The 16,202-nt window shown below is 62.8% G+C and carries 30 protein-coding genes and 1 pseudogene; 17 read left to right on the forward strand and 14 right to left on the reverse strand.

Annotated features, from left to right (window positions below):
* Positions 1-2,095: hypothetical protein (locus tag AV059_RS22575; protein WP_195156698.1), on the forward strand; the 2,095-nt coding region annotated here is incomplete at its 5' end.
* 52 nt (positions 2,096-2,147) lie between these two features.
* Complete coding sequence (locus tag AV059_RS20420; RefSeq protein WP_058997761.1) at positions 2,148-2,363, forward strand: hypothetical protein; 216 nt, start codon at positions 2,148-2,150, stop codon at positions 2,361-2,363.
* Positions 2,364-2,843: 480 nt separating this feature from the next.
* Here AV059_RS20420 and AV059_RS20425 read toward each other — a convergent pair whose 3' ends face one another.
* From AV059_RS20425 to AV059_RS20475, 13 genes are all read right to left on the reverse strand, one after another.
* Positions 2,844-3,284, reverse strand: a complete 441-nt coding sequence (locus AV059_RS20425; RefSeq protein WP_058997763.1) for a hypothetical protein — start codon at positions 3,282-3,284, stop codon at positions 2,844-2,846.
* Positions 3,285-4,112, reverse strand: a complete 828-nt coding sequence (locus AV059_RS20430) for a ParA family protein (protein WP_058997765.1) — start codon at positions 4,110-4,112, stop codon at positions 3,285-3,287. It lies immediately after the preceding gene.
* A gap of 174 nt (positions 4,113-4,286) precedes the next feature.
* A complete protein-coding gene (locus tag AV059_RS22170; protein ID WP_154021057.1) occupies positions 4,287-4,424 on the reverse strand; it encodes a hypothetical protein in 138 nt (45 codons plus the stop codon).
* A complete protein-coding gene (locus tag AV059_RS20435; RefSeq protein ID WP_058997766.1) occupies positions 4,421-5,083 on the reverse strand; it encodes a hypothetical protein in 663 nt (220 codons plus the stop codon). The genes AV059_RS22170 and AV059_RS20435 overlap by 4 nt, the downstream gene beginning before the upstream one ends.
* Complete coding sequence (locus tag AV059_RS20440) at positions 5,070-5,264, reverse strand: hypothetical protein (RefSeq protein ID WP_050038767.1); 195 nt, start codon at positions 5,262-5,264, stop codon at positions 5,070-5,072. The genes AV059_RS20435 and AV059_RS20440 overlap by 14 nt, the downstream gene beginning before the upstream one ends.
* Positions 5,261-5,899, reverse strand: coding sequence for a DUF6884 domain-containing protein (locus AV059_RS20445; RefSeq protein WP_058997768.1), 639 nt, complete (start codon positions 5,897-5,899; stop codon positions 5,261-5,263). The genes AV059_RS20440 and AV059_RS20445 overlap by 4 nt, the downstream gene beginning before the upstream one ends.
* Complete coding sequence (locus tag AV059_RS20450; protein ID WP_058997771.1) at positions 5,896-6,087, reverse strand: hypothetical protein; 192 nt, start codon at positions 6,085-6,087, stop codon at positions 5,896-5,898. Before AV059_RS20450 ends, AV059_RS20445 begins: the two co-directional genes overlap by 4 nt.
* Positions 6,080-6,454, reverse strand: a complete 375-nt coding sequence (locus AV059_RS20455; RefSeq protein WP_050038769.1) for a hypothetical protein — start codon at positions 6,452-6,454, stop codon at positions 6,080-6,082. The genes AV059_RS20450 and AV059_RS20455 overlap by 8 nt, the downstream gene beginning before the upstream one ends.
* On the reverse strand, positions 6,447-6,962 hold the full coding sequence (locus tag AV059_RS20460; protein ID WP_079980896.1) for a 3'-5' exonuclease: 516 nt from the start codon (positions 6,960-6,962) through the stop codon (positions 6,447-6,449). Before AV059_RS20460 ends, AV059_RS20455 begins: the two co-directional genes overlap by 8 nt.
* Complete coding sequence (locus AV059_RS22175; protein WP_154021058.1) at positions 6,959-7,156, reverse strand: hypothetical protein; 198 nt, start codon at positions 7,154-7,156, stop codon at positions 6,959-6,961. Before AV059_RS22175 ends, AV059_RS20460 begins: the two co-directional genes overlap by 4 nt.
* Positions 7,157-7,182: 26 nt before the next feature.
* The gene (locus AV059_RS20465; RefSeq protein WP_050038772.1) at positions 7,183-7,467 is read right to left on the reverse strand and encodes a hypothetical protein; all 285 of its coding nucleotides are present in this window, start codon (positions 7,465-7,467) and stop codon (positions 7,183-7,185) included.
* Positions 7,457-8,086: a J domain-containing protein gene (locus AV059_RS20470; RefSeq protein WP_058997775.1), complete on the reverse strand. Its 630-nt coding sequence runs from the start codon at positions 8,084-8,086 to the stop codon at positions 7,457-7,459. The genes AV059_RS20465 and AV059_RS20470 overlap by 11 nt, the downstream gene beginning before the upstream one ends.
* On the reverse strand, positions 8,070-8,312 hold the full coding sequence (locus tag AV059_RS20475) for a hypothetical protein (RefSeq protein WP_228841854.1): 243 nt from the start codon (positions 8,310-8,312) through the stop codon (positions 8,070-8,072). The genes AV059_RS20470 and AV059_RS20475 overlap by 17 nt, the downstream gene beginning before the upstream one ends.
* A gap of 122 nt (positions 8,313-8,434) precedes the next feature.
* Here AV059_RS20475 and AV059_RS20480 point away from each other — a divergent pair, with 122 nt between their 5' ends.
* The 8 genes from AV059_RS20480 (at position 8,435) to AV059_RS20510 (ending at position 12,130) form a co-directional block, all read left to right on the forward strand.
* The gene (locus tag AV059_RS20480; protein WP_228841855.1) at positions 8,435-8,974 is read left to right on the forward strand and encodes a hypothetical protein; all 540 of its coding nucleotides are present in this window, start codon (positions 8,435-8,437) and stop codon (positions 8,972-8,974) included.
* Positions 8,974-9,252 (forward strand): hypothetical protein, encoded by a 279-nt coding sequence (locus tag AV059_RS20485; protein ID WP_058997781.1) that lies wholly within the window; start codon positions 8,974-8,976, stop codon positions 9,250-9,252. Before AV059_RS20480 ends, AV059_RS20485 begins: the two co-directional genes overlap by 1 nt.
* Positions 9,252-9,581: a hypothetical protein gene (locus AV059_RS20490; RefSeq protein ID WP_058997782.1), complete on the forward strand. Its 330-nt coding sequence runs from the start codon at positions 9,252-9,254 to the stop codon at positions 9,579-9,581. Before AV059_RS20485 ends, AV059_RS20490 begins: the two co-directional genes overlap by 1 nt.
* Positions 9,581-9,916, forward strand: coding sequence for a hypothetical protein (locus AV059_RS20495; protein ID WP_058997783.1), 336 nt, complete (start codon positions 9,581-9,583; stop codon positions 9,914-9,916). Before AV059_RS20490 ends, AV059_RS20495 begins: the two co-directional genes overlap by 1 nt.
* Positions 9,913-10,077: a hypothetical protein gene (locus AV059_RS22180; protein WP_154021059.1), complete on the forward strand. Its 165-nt coding sequence runs from the start codon at positions 9,913-9,915 to the stop codon at positions 10,075-10,077. The genes AV059_RS20495 and AV059_RS22180 overlap by 4 nt, the downstream gene beginning before the upstream one ends.
* A complete protein-coding gene (locus AV059_RS20500; protein WP_058997785.1) occupies positions 10,074-10,271 on the forward strand; it encodes a hypothetical protein in 198 nt (65 codons plus the stop codon). The genes AV059_RS22180 and AV059_RS20500 overlap by 4 nt, the downstream gene beginning before the upstream one ends.
* Before the next feature lie 309 nt (positions 10,272-10,580).
* Positions 10,581-10,997: a hypothetical protein gene (locus AV059_RS20505; protein WP_058997787.1), complete on the forward strand. Its 417-nt coding sequence runs from the start codon at positions 10,581-10,583 to the stop codon at positions 10,995-10,997.
* Positions 10,998-11,137: 140 nt separating this feature from the next.
* Entirely contained in the window at positions 11,138-12,130 is a 993-nt protein-coding gene (locus tag AV059_RS20510) for a Cdc6/Cdc18 family protein (protein WP_195156699.1), read from the forward strand.
* Positions 12,131-12,259: 129 nt separating this feature from the next.
* Here the strand turns inward: AV059_RS20510 and AV059_RS22185 are convergent, their stop codons facing one another.
* Entirely contained in the window at positions 12,260-12,427 is a 168-nt protein-coding gene (locus AV059_RS22185; protein WP_154021060.1) for a ribbon-helix-helix domain-containing protein, read from the reverse strand.
* A gap of 676 nt (positions 12,428-13,103) precedes the next feature.
* Between AV059_RS22185 and AV059_RS22850 the strand changes: the two are divergent.
* The 7 genes and pseudogenes from AV059_RS22850 to AV059_RS20540 form a co-directional block, all read left to right on the forward strand.
* A pseudogene (locus AV059_RS22850) lies at positions 13,104-13,370 on the forward strand (PadR family transcriptional regulator); the annotation flags it as partial.
* 224 nt (positions 13,371-13,594) lie between these two features.
* Entirely contained in the window at positions 13,595-13,885 is a 291-nt protein-coding gene (locus tag AV059_RS20520; protein WP_058997791.1) for a hypothetical protein, read from the forward strand.
* A 1-nt stretch (position 13,886) separates the two neighbouring features.
* Entirely contained in the window at positions 13,887-14,075 is a 189-nt protein-coding gene (locus AV059_RS20525) for a zinc-ribbon domain-containing protein (protein WP_058997793.1), read from the forward strand.
* On the forward strand, positions 14,072-14,497 hold the full coding sequence (locus AV059_RS20530; protein WP_058997795.1) for a hypothetical protein: 426 nt from the start codon (positions 14,072-14,074) through the stop codon (positions 14,495-14,497). The genes AV059_RS20525 and AV059_RS20530 overlap by 4 nt, the downstream gene beginning before the upstream one ends.
* Positions 14,494-15,183, forward strand: coding sequence for a hypothetical protein (locus AV059_RS20535; RefSeq protein ID WP_058997797.1), 690 nt, complete (start codon positions 14,494-14,496; stop codon positions 15,181-15,183). Before AV059_RS20530 ends, AV059_RS20535 begins: the two co-directional genes overlap by 4 nt.
* On the forward strand, positions 15,180-15,311 hold the full coding sequence (locus AV059_RS23055; RefSeq protein WP_255356217.1) for a hypothetical protein: 132 nt from the start codon (positions 15,180-15,182) through the stop codon (positions 15,309-15,311). Before AV059_RS20535 ends, AV059_RS23055 begins: the two co-directional genes overlap by 4 nt.
* Positions 15,311-16,165: a hypothetical protein gene (locus tag AV059_RS20540; RefSeq protein ID WP_058997800.1), complete on the forward strand. Its 855-nt coding sequence runs from the start codon at positions 15,311-15,313 to the stop codon at positions 16,163-16,165. The genes AV059_RS23055 and AV059_RS20540 overlap by 1 nt, the downstream gene beginning before the upstream one ends.
* Positions 16,166-16,202 lie beyond the last annotated feature (37 nt).

Genomic DNA, 16,202 nt, shown 5'->3' on the forward strand with positions numbered 1-16,202 from the left:
GACGTCGATAGTCCCCGGCCGCGGCTGGTATCTAGAAGTGGACCACCCCGACGGCAACATCTGGCGGCCGGACGTCGTCGGCGAGCCCACGCCACAGCCGACGATCAATGGCCTGCCGCGGCTATCGGTTCCTGTGCGGGCAAGCGACCGCTACGCTCGTGGGGATTTCGACGGCCAGCCGATGCGGGCCTGGTTCAACGGCGTCCGGCTACCGGTCGATCAGGTCGACACACCGCGAGCGACCGAGCGGGGCTGGATCCTAGAGGGACGCGGCGCCGTCGAACTCGACGAGCGTGTCCGGATGGAGGTCGACTCGCGACCGGCGCATCTTGTTGCTGATGACATCATCGGACAGACGCCATACACGGCTGACGTCGATGCGCCGCCCAGTGCAGCTACGGAAACACTCGTACAGTCAGCAAGCACGCAGAGCGAATGGGAGCAGCTACTGCCTGACCTTCCGAGCACATCGCCGCTGCAGCTGAACAACGGCACGCTTGAGGTCGCGCAAACATCGTGGCTCCGAGAAGCCGAAGAGGAGACGTTCTTCGGCGGCGTCCGGTCTGACAGCAACGCAAGTGCTGGTGAGATGGTCGCGATGAGTAGCACAGTGCACGAACTGGAATACTCGTGGACGCCACAGTACGACATCCCGGCCGGCGAGCTTGGTGCCTCGATCAGGCTTCGAGCGCCGAGTGGTTCTGGGCCCGGATTCGAGGTAACGATCGACGGCAATAGTGTTTACTTGATCCCTGCCGGTGGATACGGCAGTGATCGGTTTACCTTCCTGCAAAGGTCCGGAGCCAATGACGCCCCGAGTGTTTCTGCAGGGAGTTCGGTTAGTGTCAAAATCTCCGTCACCGAAGAGAACGGCAACGTCATCGAGGTCGACACGCTCGGCCTGACTGACGCCAGATTCAGCTACACGTTCCCAGACAATGTCAACAGTGATGGCTACTTACCCGGCCCGGAACCCCATCCACAGCTGCTACTACAGGATACCGACGACGCCATCACATCGCTCTCGGCGGAGGGTGCCCGGCTCAACGCAGCGTACGACGACGTCTCGAACAACCAGCAACTGCAGGTCTCGAACGACCAGGGCGGCAGTTACGCGCCGTCGGACGGCTCCGAGAACAACACCGAGTCGGTTGATGTCACATTCAGCCAATCGTCTAGCACAGTCCGTGCCCGGTTCGGCCTGAGCCGATACGGGAGTGGTCGACAGCAATCTCCTGCGAACGGGTACAACGCTCAGTCCGTCAGTTCGTACGAGCTCTATGCAGACCTCAACGAGCAACCACTCGTCATCAACCAGACGTTCGACGACGACGCCGCGACAGTCTTGAACCAGATCGCACCGCCGGGGACGGTCTGGCAGGCCGTTCGCGACGGCGACTCCTACCAAGTGGTCTGGACCGAGGCCGGCCAGCGGACAACCGACGTCGAGGACGACGTCTCCAACTGGGAGTACGAGCGTCGCGTTGAGCAGGCCGTCGACAAGGTCGTCATCAAGGGCTCGGTGCTGCGGCGTCGCGATGAGCGCGTGACTGCCCAGCACGACACGGCTGTCCCACTGGACGAGAACGAACTCGTGCATGGCCGCGAGACCGTCTACGATCCCGGCACATCAACTGAGTACGTCGAGGGCCAAGACTACTCACTCAACGCCCAGCCCGGTGAACTGGTCGCGCTGTCATCGGGCAACATCAGCGACGGCCAGGAGGTGGCCATCGACTACGGATATCGGCCTGTCGGAGAGTCTTCAACGACCGTGTCGGATCCACACACTATCGTCCGGTCGATCACCGGGCTGACGACGGACCGCGAGTGCACGCTCGTCGCGAAGCAACTCGCCAGTGAACTGGACACGCCCGTGACTGAGGGGACGGTCACACTCTCCGCCGGTCGGACAGACTGGTCGCTCGTCGAGTCGCGGGCGTTCGAGGCGCTCCCGACGCCGGACCAGGTCGACATCCACGACGCCCAGCCGTCGGCCTCCGGGACTGACCTACGGATCGGCTCCCGCCAGCCCCTCGAGGAGATCATCGACGACATCCGGGCCCGCGTCTCGCAGAACGCCGAGCGGACCTGAAACCTGTCAGCATGGGGGTTTGCTTACAAACTACTCGCCACAAGTTTACCATATGACTAATCCACTCACAGCAGGCGTGCTGGTCCTCATCTTCGCGATGGGCTGCATAACGATCTTGCTGTTCAATCGTCAAATAAACCAGAACACCCGGGAGATCGCCCGGATCAAGGCTCGCGAACGATCCGTCGAGGCGGCATTCGAAGATCTTGATGATCCCGTGCCGGCGGTCGAGCAGTCACAGGACAATACTGACAGGATCCGTGAGTGATCGCGGTTTAGACGACTCGTTTGTCGCGGCCAACCCCAGGAGTCCAACTACTTCTTAACCGACACTCCTGAGGGTTCGCGTTGGTTATAACTTGAGCGGGCTCGCCAGCGGCAGCGCTGTCACCCCACCCACCTCCACAGATAAGAGACAGTATTTGTGAATCTGACACCACTCTGCGAGTGTTTCCCGTCGCCGTCTGGCGGTTTTACTCCGGAAACAGTGGTGTGCCTATCCCGCGAGAACACTCGAAACGCGGGGTGTCGCCAGTTCTATATAGCGTATAGCGCTATACAAATTTCGATCAGACTGCGAAGCTGGAGAAGGTATATAAGTTACACCGGGAAACCAGCTGTCGTGCTTGAAAGAATCATAGGGGCGGCAGCGGTGATAGCCATACTGCTCATTCTCCTAGACGCGTTTGTTCTGGGATGGTTCCTTGTGAGCGAACCACTCCTGAAACAGATCGCGGGTTCGGTGTCGTTACTCGGCGTCGTAGCCCCACTCGCGTAGCTGCTCGGCAACGTCGTCGAGGTGCTGCTCGAGGGCGACCTGATACGCTGCCTCCCTGAGGTCCAGCACGAGGACGTCTTCGTCGAGGCGATCGCCGAGTTCGGACTGCGCGACCTCCTCGGCGGCCTGGGTCTCTTCCTGGAGGAAGAACTGCACCATCTCCCGGCCGTCTTTTGCATTCGACCGTGAGTACTTCCAGGGTAGCCCCGTCGACACACCACCGTTTCCACTATTGTCGACGCCGCCGTCGGCCGATCCCTCATCATCACTACCAGGCGCATCCGCAGCGGCGGCCGCTTCATCGGCCGCATCGGCGGTAGCGTCGCCGGCTGGCTCCTCGTCCTGGTCGTCGCTGCTCTCGATGCCCTCGAATGGATCCTCACCGGAGCCGGACTTCATGCCGTTGCCCATCTACGCCACCTCCTCGATGTGGGTCGCGAGTTCATCCAGCTGGGCGAGCGTCTCCTCCTCGTAGTCGTAGGCACTGCGGACCTCCTGAACGTAGTGTGCCGCCGGCAGTTGCGTGTCCCAACAGCCCTCGAAGAGCGAGGAGCGGTCGGCGATCGCGACCGGCGCGTCAAAGCCGAGGTCGCGGATCCGCTCAAGATATTTTTGCTGGTCGCTCGTCGAACCGATGCCGTTCGGGATGACCGCCATCACGCCGATGTCGATATCGAGCGAGTCCTGGAGGTTGATGACAACGTCCTCGAGGCCTTCGACGGACTGCATCCCCTTGCCCGTCGGTTCGACCGGGACAACGAGCGACCGTGTCGCGTGGATCGCGTTGTACAGCTGTGGGCCCGCGGTCGCCGGCGGGTCGACGACGATCGTGTCGTAGTCCTCCATCACGCCGGCGTCGACGAGGACCTCAAACAGGCGCTCGTTCGGCGCGAAGTACTCGCCGAGGTCCTCCGCCATCTCGTCGGCCTTCGAGAGCAGGCTGGGCAGGTTCTCCAGCATGTCGTGGTTGGGCACGAGGTCGAAGCCGTAGTCCGTCTCCTGGACGATGTCAGCGAACGGCCCGAGTGGCCGGTCGATGAGGTGCCGGGCGATGTTGTCTGCGTCGCCGTCATTCCGTGGCGCGTCGACGCCCAGGAGATACGTCAGCGACCCCTGCTGTGGGTCGAGGTCGATGGCCAGGACATCGCGACCGTGGTCAGCGTGCGCCGTCGCGAGGCTCGCAGCGAGCGTCGTCTTCCCGACGCCGCCGGCCTCGCTGTAGATCGTGTACGCGAGCATGTCTCACTCGTGAGTCTAAACCGGCATAAACACTCGTCAGACGTACGACGCACACTAACTGGTGAGTCTGATCAGTTAGACTGGTGGGTTAGACTGATAGATTAGACCGGAGAGTTAGACTAACTACAGGCACTAACCAACATCGAACAAGAAAAGTTGTGCAGTGTTGGTTAGTCAGAAATCGTCGAGGGTCGTGTTCGAGGAGTTGTCGCAGTAGGGCCGTGGACAGTCGCCTTTGTCGTATATCGCCGCGTCGAACTGCTCGAAACACTCGTCGCACATCCAATACTCGTCGGCGTCAGCGACGTTCACACCGACCCTCCTGCGAACTCGGTAAAGTCCGCCTGGTGCTCAGCCTCGCCAACGACTTCGAAGACCGGTGCGCCGAGGAACTCCTCGCCGTAGCGGCAGTACACGTCGCCATCGCGAGCGACGAGTTCGTTCTGGAACTTCGACTGCCAGTCGTCCCGTGTGAGGTCCGTCCCGGGATCAGCGTAGGCCACCGACCACGTCGCGATCCCACACGATCGCGTCTCGGTCACCCGCGCGACCTTGCCCTCACGGTCGCCCGGCAGTTCGATTCGGTCACCGCGCTGAACGAGCCCGTCGACGTCGTCGGTCGAGCGCGGATACCATGGGCCCCAGGACTCGCTGTCGAACGAGAGTGGCTCGGCCGGGCCGGCGTCGCCGATGTAGACGTGATGAGTATCGCCCAGGCGACGGGCTCGGTCAGCCTCCAACTGGGTGCAGTCCGCGCCACAGCGGCCGACGTGATAGGCATCCTGCTTACGACGTCGTCGATAGAGGTGCGCATTGACAGCTTCCTCGGCGAGCGGGAGTGTCGGGAACAATCCGGCCCACTCGCAGCGGCGTGAGCTACAGCTGACATGGTAGCCCCAGCTGGCGTTGCGCAGTGTCTGCCGCGGGAGTGGGTTCTCGACGATAATGTCGGAGGGGTCAGTGATCTCCACGGTTTCCCTCCTGGTCAGTGGCATCCACGTATCGGAGCTCTAAGTCGGCCTCGTCGGACTCGCGCACCTCAGCAAACTCTGCTTCCGCAGCGCGCAACGCCTCTTCTTCAGATGCGTCCTCGGGACACGGCAGTCGGTGGCGCACAGTCACCTCAACGAACGGGAGGTCGCTTTCGCTCACGCCGACTCACCACCGACCGCTCCGTAGTGATCTAGATCGGCCCTGTCCGGTGGGTGGTAGCTGTCGATCTGCTCGCGTAGCCAGCCCTGCTGGTCCCCGATCCCGCCGAGGTCGTCCGACCGAAACGGGAACGACACGCGGCGGTGGCCGCTTGCCAGTTCGTCCTCGATATGGCGAACGTAGTCCTCTCCTGCCAGTACGACGTAGCTCGCATACACTGCCTGGAACGAATCGAAGACACGGATCTCGTTGGATGTGTTGACCGACCACTTCCCGGCCTCGTAGTCGCCTATGTAGCTGTTCGAACTCGGCTTCAGCGAGGCGTCGTAGGCCCCAATCTCTTCGTCGGGCGAGATGAGACCGTGCTCCGCAGACAGGATCATCCACTTGTCACAGCAGGTTTCGGCGAACTCGCGTTTCAGCGAGAAGTACGGCGAGTCGTACAGGTCCTTCGCCGCCACTGTCTCGCCGTCGTCGAGGGCGATCTTCGATGACCCACAGCCGACCAGCGCGATGCGTGGCGCAGCAACGCACTCACGGCAGACCTGGCCGTCGACGTGAGAGAACTTACTGTCGAGTCCTTCGCCGGAAGCCAGCCGGGAATCGCACCAGTGGCAACGATTAGTACCGGTCATAGTCTAACAGTCGCTCCAGTAGTGAGGTGGTCGATATCGGGCCCGCAGTCAGGACAGACCGTGTAGCCACGCGTCGACCCTGACCCACAGACCCAGCGTTCAGCGTCGCAGTGCTCGTAGCGACACGGGAGCTTCACACAGGCCGGGTGCAGTTCCCGAACGTCGACGTAATCGTCGAGGTCAGGCATCGTCACCACGCGCGAAGGCAGCCAGTCCTGTCTGGGGCGTGGCGATCTCCTCGACACCGCGCACGCGCTCGAAGACGACAACCGACGACTTTGGGAGATAGCCGCCGAGGCCGTTGCGATGCGGTTGTTCGAACTTCCACGCCTTGTCGCTGTAGTCCTCGACGTCGCCGACGGCCAGGTGATCGGATGCATCGACCGTCTCGATATCCTTGTCGCTGTCCTCCAGCAGCCACGACGGGAGCCAGACGACGTGGTCCCACGACTGTTCGGTGAAGATCGTCGCGACGCGCTGCTTTACTCGCGACGAGGCTTCCGGTGCGGCGTCGATGTCGTCCCACGATGAGACAGCGATGTGGCTGTCAGACATCACTGTCCTCCAACCGGCGGAGTGTCGCTTGCACGAGACGCACCTGGTGGATCGCATCATCAAGCGCGTCGTGTTCGACGCCGTCATGTTCGAGCTCCGGCGCGACGGGGAGCGACTTCAGCGTGCGTACGTCCCGCTCCTCGTAGAACTCCCAGGGCATCGACACACCAACGGCCTTGCCGGCCTCGATGAGCATCTCACAGTCGAACGACGGACTGTTTGCCCAGACTTCATCAGCGCCACCGGCCCAGAGCGAGAAGTCCTGCAGGACATCCTCGAGGGCGTCGCCACCGTCCAAGGCTTCGCGAGCGGCGTCGGACTGATCCTGCCACCACTCCAGCGTATCTTCGTCGACGGTGAGGCCAGCCGCCTCGCAACTCTCGCGACTGATCGAGGCTTCGAACGTGCCGCCGATCGTGTCGGTGTCGAACTTGACGGCGCCGATGCTCAGGATAGCCGCGCCCCGTTCGAGCCCAAGCGTCTCGATATCGACCATGACCCGCATCATGCGAACCTCCCGAGACCTTCTTGATTGGCGTCGCGTGTGGTGTCCCGGTCGCTCCGGATGTCCTGGCAGGACTTACAGAGCCACTCGCCGGCGAGGGTGAGCTCCGATGTGTCGGTCCCGCAGCGAGAGCAGTCGCCCGGCGCTGCGCAGTCGATGCATAGCGTTTCACCGTCGAACTCGCGGATGGGCGCCACGGGACGTGACGCCACACTGCTCGCACTCAGACATGGGCGTCCTCCAGGCCCCGCTCACTCAGTCGCGGCGGGACCGTGCCTCTGGGGACGGTCTTCCCAGTCGGATACTCAGTGAGGTCAGGCTGGTAACCGACCTCCTGGGACCACTGTGCGACGACCCACTGTGCGCGCTCTGTGTCGTCAGTAAACCCCTTGTCGCTCCTGATAGCCTCGCCGATGAGGCCGAGCAGGTAGTCGATATCGTTCGTCGAGTCGAGATTGTTCGACTCCGAGAGCAGGGTGCGTACTGCGCCTTCCTGCTCACTCGCCATCCAGCATCGCCCCCTTGGCTTCCTGAATCCGCTGGAATTCTTCGCGATCGCCGTCGTCGTTGTCGGGATGGACGTTCGCCGATAGCCTGCGGGCGACGGCCTCGACGACGTCGTCGGAAGCATCCTCAGCGACGCCCAGGACCTCGTGGGGCGGTTCCGTCGACGCGACACCCGAGCCGTCGCCGGCGACGATGACGTCTTCGTTCCCCGAGGGCAGCTGCGCCGTCGCGAACTCATCCTGCCCGGTGTGGACCGGCCGGTTGTTCATCTTCCGCTTCTCTGCGATGTAGAGGCCGATGGCGCGCACGTTGTCCCGGAGGCCGTCGTACTGGTCGGCGGCGACGGCGTACTGCTCGCCGTCCATCGTCCATCTGACGACAGCGCCGGGATCGGCCGGGTTCGCGTCGGCGTAGGGGCGACCGTCCTTCTTGCGATGGGGCGCTGCGGTCGACAGTCGCCAGTCGTCGACGCCGAGTCTGTCCTCGAGTTCAGTCTCGATATCGTTGATCGCCTGCGCGAGCGTGACCGAGAACTTCGGCGTGCTTTCTGGGCGCTGCGTTCGCTCAGCCCAGTGAGGCCAGTCTATCTCCCCGCCGGTGCGGTCAGTCTTGCTGGGCATCGTTCACCTCGTCGACGACCATTTCATATACTTCGGGGAAGTGGTCCTGTAGGAAATCCAGATCCTCACCGAGATGCTTCTTGACGCGGTTTCGAACCGTGCTTTCCACCTTGTACCGGTAGTTGTCCGACACATCGGCGTCGCCACTGATTATCTCCCGTTCGCGATCAGTCAGCAGCGCGCGTCCCTCTTCACTCATTACCTCGTCTGTTTCTTGGACAGCCATATATTACCTCATGTCGTAAGTATACGCCTTGGAGTAAGTAACTTACGCTTATGCGTATGCACGCTTTGGAGTGTATACGCTATAGAGTAAGTATTAAGTGCATGGCGCTATGACTACTATACGTGAAGCGGAACACCGGCGATCCGACGCAGAACACGATGGCCGGGACGCGTTGCACCGCGTCCGACCGCTTCGCTACCAACGAAGCAATGAGTACTATTCCATCCACCCGAAGTAAGCCTTCGGGCACGGACCGAGTGTGGAAGTGGATCGATCAGTCAGACAACCCAGAGATCATCCCGGAGACGTGGGCCGACAACGGCGCTCGTGAAGACGCCGCCGCTGACGAAGAGCGGTACTTCGCCGTCGAGGCACGGGCCGGCCTCCAGCTGGAGTACAACACCAACGACCGCGGGCAGGCAACCGGCGTCCCCAACCGGGAGCGGCCAGCCATCCAGACGCTGTTCGTCACGGCCGACGGCGGTCGCGCTGTCGTGATCGAGTCCCAGGCCGCCGGCAACGGCGACAGTGTGCGGCCGCTGTCGGACTGGGCGGCCGTCATCTCGCGGCCGGAAGGTCACGGTGACACCGTCGACGCCGACGCTCGCGATGCGTACCGCGCCGTCGTTCGCGATCTCTACCCCGAGGAGGTCGAGGCTTGATGAGCGAGCTTGTCGACGCGCTGGCCGACCGCGGCTTCGAAGAGATCGAGGACGCCGGCCTGCCCGGCGGCTGGGCGACCGACGGCGAGTGGACGGTCGCCATCCGCAGCCGGATGACAGGCGTCGGTGGTCTTGACCACGAGGTCCGCGTCTACGACTGCGAAGCGGGCCTGATCTCGATCGGGACTTCGCCGGTTGGTCGTGGCTATGGGTCGAGCCACGACCTCGCGGTGAGAGAGGCGCTTGAAGATGCGGGCTACATGGAGGGCGATCACTGATGTCTGGCGCTCGAACCTGTCCGGCCGACCTCCAGGATGTCTTTGTCGGCGACCACGTCGAAGACCGCGATGCTGACGACGACGGTGACGCGGCGACGCTGCTGGTGGTCGCGACGCCGCCCCAGGACGCCGACGAGTACGCCGTCGGTGACGATGCGACGGTCGCGGACTACAACGAGGACTACCCCAGCGACGACGCCGTCATCGAAGTGGTCTACGCCCAGCGGACGTGCGTCGATATCGACAACACCCGGCGCTACGCGTTCCCGCGTTCCCGGCTGCAGTTGACCGAGCCCGCCCACGATCTCGAAGCGGAGGGTGACGACTGATGGCCGCCGCAGCGAGTGCCGACATCGAAGCGCTGGCCCAGCTGGACAGTCGCGACGTCGGAGCGCTGACCGAGCACATGGATATCTACGCCGACGACCCGGCGACACGGGACGAGCAGGTGGCTGTCTACAACAAGGGCACGCGGTACATCATCGACTTGGTCGCCGAGACCTGTGACTGCCCGGACATGCTCCACCGGCGGCCCGACGGCGGGTGCAAGCACTGCCGGCGCATCCAGTTCCGTCGTGGTGAGCGGGAGATCCCCGCCGGGGTCGACCGTGATGCCATCGACGATTCGTTGCTCGAACACATCGATGACGGGGTGTCCCGATGACGGAGATGCAGTACGGCCAGGGCTGGATCGACTGGGCCCACGTCGAGATCACGCCGTTGTCGTCGATGCGCTTCGGTGTCTACCTCCCGAGCCCGGTCAGCGACCACGTTACGCTGCTGGCCTACCGTCGGTCGACCGGCCTCGAGGTGGACGTCCGATGATGCGGCCGCCGGCCTGGGCGCTGCCCGAGTCCGAGTTCAGGTTGGTTCGCTCTGGCGTCCCGGTCGACGTCGACGGCATCAAGATCGGCGCGCCGACGGGCTACGTGGTCTGCTGTGACTGTGGCCGCGGGGCCCGCAACATCGACTGGATCGAGCACGGTCCGACCTGCGACAGTCCCGCCGCGGAGAACTGACAGCGTTCATTTCTTGTTTTAAGCGGTTACCCCACGCTGACAGGAGGGGCGTACTGCGAGCGTTAACCAACACTGGCCGGCTCCGCCGACGACTGTTGGTTAAGCCACTGATGCCCCCAGCTTTATCCCGATTTAGTGACCAGATAGCTACATCGCCGCCATGCCTGACCATCCGACGGGCCGCTGTGGATCTGTGCGGACTGCGGGGCCCGTCACGACAGCAACGACCCTCCCTGTCGAGAGTGCGCTAGTGAGCAGTTCGCCAAGCTCGAGCCGAGCGATACAGACCGGCTCGACTCGACGAACCGAGTGACGTGGATCTGCCAGGACTGCGGGACCAGTTCGCCGCGGAACAACTCGGCCTGCCGTGAGTGTGGCGGGTTTAACTACGCGAAAATCGACACCGACAGCGCCACTGCCGGCTACGACGGTAGTGATGTCCCGGACGAGCCCACCAGCGACTCCAACCGGAAGCGCGACTACTACATCGGCGTCGTGCTGGGTGTTGTCGGCGTCCTCGTGTTTCCGTACTTTTTCTTCCTGGTCGCACTGCCAGAAGCGCTGTTCCAGCTGGGCGGGCGGTCACTGCAGGACGTGCTCGGCGGCGACGCTCGCGACAATCCATTTCTGTCTGGGTCGTTGCTCATCATGCGCTGGTTCGGCAACTTCCTTATCCTCACGTTCATCCTAGGGTTCCTTCTAGGGCTGCTGTTCATCTTCGGCTGAGGAGACTAACCAACACCCGGTGGTATCTGCGCACGGTTGTTGGTTAGCGCACCGGCGCACGAAACGAACGAAACGACCCCCTGTTGCTTTATATATCATATCTGAGTACTATCCAGTTACTTATGCTCTCCTCCAGACATGTGTTGGACGAAGAGCGGGTTCCCGACGAGGACCTCGTCGTCCACCGTCGCGACGAGCTTGATCGGTTGATGGCGGCGCTGCGGCCGGGCGACACCTGGCCAACGGATTTGATGTTTCTTATCGGCCCGACGGGCACGGGCAAGACGATGCTCTCGAAGCTCGCCTTTGACCTCCTCGAGCAGGACGGCGAGATGCCGGAGTTCGAGAGCGCGTACGTGAATGCCTGGCGCCACGACGAACGCCGGGATATCCTGCTGCAGACCGTCGATCAGCTTTGCCGAGCGCCGGTCCACGAGAACGCCACCGGTCGGTCGGAACTGATATCGCATCTCGAAGGCGACCCAGGCCATCCGCAGTACCTAGTCCTCGACGAGGTGGACCAACTGCACGACAAGGACGTCCTCTACGATTTGCACAGCGTTCCGGTCAATCTTATCCTCGTCGCGAACCGTGAGGAGGACCTATTCGCTGGCATGGCCGACCGGCTCAAAAGCCGGCTGAGCGTGGGCCGCCGGATCGAGTGCGGTGCATACGCCGACCGGGAGATCGCGGCGATCCTGTCGAAGCGGGCTGAGTATGTGCTCGGCCGGGCGGGCTCACGGTGGGACGAACGGGACATGATGCACATCGCCGAGCACTGCGACGGTGACGCTCGGGTCGGCGTCCGCACGCTGCGGATCGCCATCGAAGAGGATGGGGAAGTCCCCGACGACGTCGTCGAACGCATCCTGCCTCAGGCCCGGGACCGACTACGCCAGAAGAGTCGCGACCAGCTGACCGACCACCAGGAAGCCGTGCTCTGTGTCGTCGAAGAGTTCGGCCCGATCACGACCAACGGCGTGATGGACCAGTATCGAGACCGCGTCGACGACGCCCGGACGAAGCGGACCGTCCAAACTTACCTTTCGAAGCTCGAGCAGTACAACCACGTCGAGCGGGCGGGCCCAGACAACAAACCAGAGTGGTCGGCAGTCGAGTACGAAACGGTCTAATCGCCAGACGGCGCGGCACGAAGTTCGCGAAACACCTCCCCTTTCGTTTTGAAAGTTGGTCTTGTCAGTACAGGTGTATGGAAGAGAACCGCATCAGGGCCGACGCTGGAGGGGGCGCGTAAAATGTCGTCAGTCAGCCTTTGCGACTTGGGCGCTGTTCGCATTTCCCTGGAGATATTCCCTCAGGGCAGTTCTGACAATATCCGATTCCGATGGTTCGTAGGGATGTGCCTCTACCTCCTCGCTGATCATTTCTTCCAATTCGTCGTCGATGCGAACACTCAGCTGCTTCGCCATACATCTGTGTTGCCCAGCAACACATATAAGTATAGGGCCATGCGTGTAATGTTCCCATTAACTGTAATTATTGCACCACAAGCACTAAGTCGCAACACTTGCAACACATAACTAATGCCGGAAAATGACGATCCTCGGATACACATCCGGGTGGATTCCGAGCTTAAGAAAAAGGTCGGCATTGCCGCGGGTTTAGAGGGTGTTTCGAATAGCGAGTACATTCGAAACCAGCTTCGAGATGCCACATCTCACGTCGACCTCGATGAATTAGTCCCGGCAGACCAGTAGCACAGCTCACCAATCAACGACCCGGCCCAGCCCGCGAGCCTGTCTACGCACACGGACTCACCCTACCAAAGCCGAGCCCGTGCACGCAGGGCAGTCTCGATTGTGGCTTCAGGCAGGAATCGAGACCACGATGTCAAACACACACGATACTCAAAACGATACCGACACGAGCACCGACCAGCGAACCACGACGACCGTCATCTACGACGCCATCGAGACGCTCGGCGGCGAGCGCGAAGAGGCCCCGGTCGGGATGGTCGTCACGCGAGCGGTTACGACCAGTCCCTACCAGCTGCCGGACGTCCTCGACGAGATCAACCGACTCATCGTCAACGGTGAGCTCTACCAGCCCCAGGATGTGACGATCCGGCCGACGGAGCCGGCGGTCATGGCCGATGGGGGCGTCCGCCCGGCCCACGACGGCGGCGACCTGACACGCTTCCAGTTCGAGATCCTCTTCCAGCTGGCCGAGGCGCGTGACTGTGCCGACTACGGGCTCGGCATCAAGGAACGGCTCGAAGCGTACTACGAGGAGGAAGTTAACCACGGCCGCCTGTACCCGAACCTCGACACGCTCGTCGAGAACGGGCTGCTCACGAAGAGCGAACTCGACAAACGAACCAACGAGTACGCGCTGACCGAGGCGGGGAAGGACCTGCTGTGGAAGCGGTCCCGGCGACACTCCGAGGCCGTCAGCGCGACCCGCGAGACGGTCGGCGGGCTCACCGATCACGGCGCGGCGGCAATGCTCGAGGGCGTGCTGACCGAGGTCGAACCGTCACTTGATGAGGGCGAGCTAGACGACCTCGGCCAAGTCATCGACCATCTTCGTAGCAGTGGCGAGGACATCCCAGTCGTCGTTGAGGACGGTGATGCCTGATGTGGCCCATTTGGCTCTCTCTTGTTCAGGCCGCCGCTCGCCGCCAGCGTCCGGACGCCACCGACGCCGACGTTCGCGATGCCGTCGAAGCGGCCGAATCCGACAGTAAAGACAACCCGCCCCGCAGCGAGATTCCCGACACCGGTATCGCGTGCGTTGGTCGCGCTGGCCAGTCCGTGTTCGCGCCGGCGGTGACGCTCCGAGAGTTTTCGAATACAACGCTGGCCGGTGTCGCTGGAAACGAGTGGATCAAGACCGACAGCACGGTCGACGTGACGGAGGTGGCCTAAGATGGCGGCCGAAGAGAACCGCCCAACTGCGAACTTCTGTCCGTACTGTGGCGAGCCCGTCGACGCCGCTCAGGTGTTCGCCGTCGACAGTGAATTCATCGAGCAGGGAGTCATCGGCGACTCGCAAGCACATGTCGCGCTGGAGGGTGGCCAGCTGACCATCTACTCCCATGCCGAGGAGGCAGCATGAGTGCCGCGACGGACCCAGACGAGGCCCGCGCCGAGCTCGAGCCCGACGACGTCGTCGGGAACGCACTCTGTGACCTGCTGCTGGAGGCCCCGAACCCGTCGGTCATCCGCGTTCTGAACTACCACGGCGACTGGGCCGAGGCCGTCCCGCAGTGGACGGACTTCCGCCAGACGCTGGACTCCTGCCAGGACGTCGTCGCTCGGTTCCCCGCGGACGATATGTACGGTAACACCGTGCTGGTCCGAGCCAGCAACGAGGTCGGCCGCTACGAGCGCGTCGCCGTCGACGGCGACACCACGCTGGGCCACGTCAGCGAGGCATCGGCTGCCCTCATCGAGTCACTGGTCGAGTCCCGCGGCGGGCCGGAGTTGGTCCCGTTCGATGACGTGCAATCGCACTTCCTCAACGGTGATCTGCCATGACGGTCGACTGTCCCAGTTGCACGCGAGACTTCGACGACCAGGAGGCGATGCGGATCCATCATGCACGCACCCACGGCGAGAGTCTGGTCGAGCCGGAGCTGTCGACCTGCGATCACTGCGGCGACGAGTTCGAGGTCTCGGCCGGCACCGAGGGCAAGTACTGCTCGCGGTCCTGTACCGGCGCGTCCAGGCGCAACCGCGAAACGCTGACCTGCGAGGGCTGTGGTGAAGAGTTTGAGGTCAAGCCCTCCGACGCCGACGGCCGGCGGTTCTGTGGAAACGAGTGTCGCTCCGAGTGGATGCGGGAGCTGGACGACCGCGACTGTGAGATGTGTGGCCAGACGTTCCGGCCGTCGCGAGACTCGCGGCGATACTGCTGTCGAGCGTGCCGGTTTGAGGCTGAGACGAGCAAGCCACGGCCCGACGACCCGGACATGCTGGTGTGGCTGCTCTACGTCTACGAGGGTCACAACAAGACCGAAACCTATCGCCGACAGCGGGCCGTGCTGGGCAACGAAGACCGGATGTACCGGTCTGAAGTTGTTGAGCGACTCGAGGAGATGGGCGTCGCCGGGCGATATGCTTCGGACACGGTCAACGCAGCGCTGGCTGCTGACGCATCCTCCCCAGACGAGACGCCCGGCGGCGATGATACCTGGCGGCAGTACCAGGAGGGATCGTCGTGAGCGACAACATCTGCCCGGTCTGCGATGCAGTGAGTACCGAAATCTTCCGCTGCTCGGAGTGCGGGAAGCTGTTCGACGATGACGAGAGCAGCGGACGGTCCGGCTCGATGCTCGGAGGTGGGGCCTGATGCAGTGCGGCAAGCTCGGGATCGTCACCGACGGCTGGCTCGAAGACCCCGTCGCTGCGGAGTACCGCGCTAGCGAAGAGCGGTTCATCGACAGTGGCGAGAAAAAGTTCGTCCGGATGCTGTCTGTCGACGACTCCACGCAAGCAACGCTGTCGACGATCGGCGATGTCGAGGTCTACGAGGGTGCTGCGCTCTGGGACGAAGAGAAAGAGCCCGAGCAGTGGTATCCCGCAGGCAACACCGTCGAGAAGGGGCAGTCGACCGTCCGGCAGCGAACCGGGACCAAATGGGCAGCAGTCCCGGCGGCCAACGGCCACGACGGCTTCGCGATGACGTCAACAAGCGCAGGTGCGTTCGCGTTCAAGCAACTCGGGGCTCGGCAGACGAACTGTCGGATCGAGCCCGCGTATCTTGACCTGCGGTCGTGGCTCGAGGACAAGCGTGACCGACTCGACGTGTGGGAGATCGGGAAAGACCAGCCGGCATTCGAGACGACGATGACGTGGTCGGGTCGCGAATCGCTGGATGCCGACGCCATCGACGAGGCCATCCGCGACCACGCGGTCCTGACTCTCGACGTTGACTACCAGGACGAGTTCCGCCGTGTCTCCCTTGCGCAGTCTGGCTGGGTCGAAGTATTCGAACCCGACATGGAGACGTCGGAGTTCATGGAGTTCGTCTCGTCGGAGATCCTCCCCTACGCGTTCGCTGCCGAGAACGAAGACGAGGCCGTCTACGACATCGTCCACGAGCGCACCGACGTCGGCAACGTCGAACTAACCGACGAGAGTCAGACGTCACTGGACGACCTCGACAGCGTCACCATGAGCGGGGGTGAAGCCGATGCCGAGTGAGCAGTCCTTGGGCGGTACTGAGCGCCCCGGTCGTTTC

Source organism: Haloarcula sp. CBA1127, assembly GCF_001485575.1.
Taxonomy (GTDB): Archaea; Halobacteriota; Halobacteria; order Halobacteriales; family Haloarculaceae; genus Haloarcula.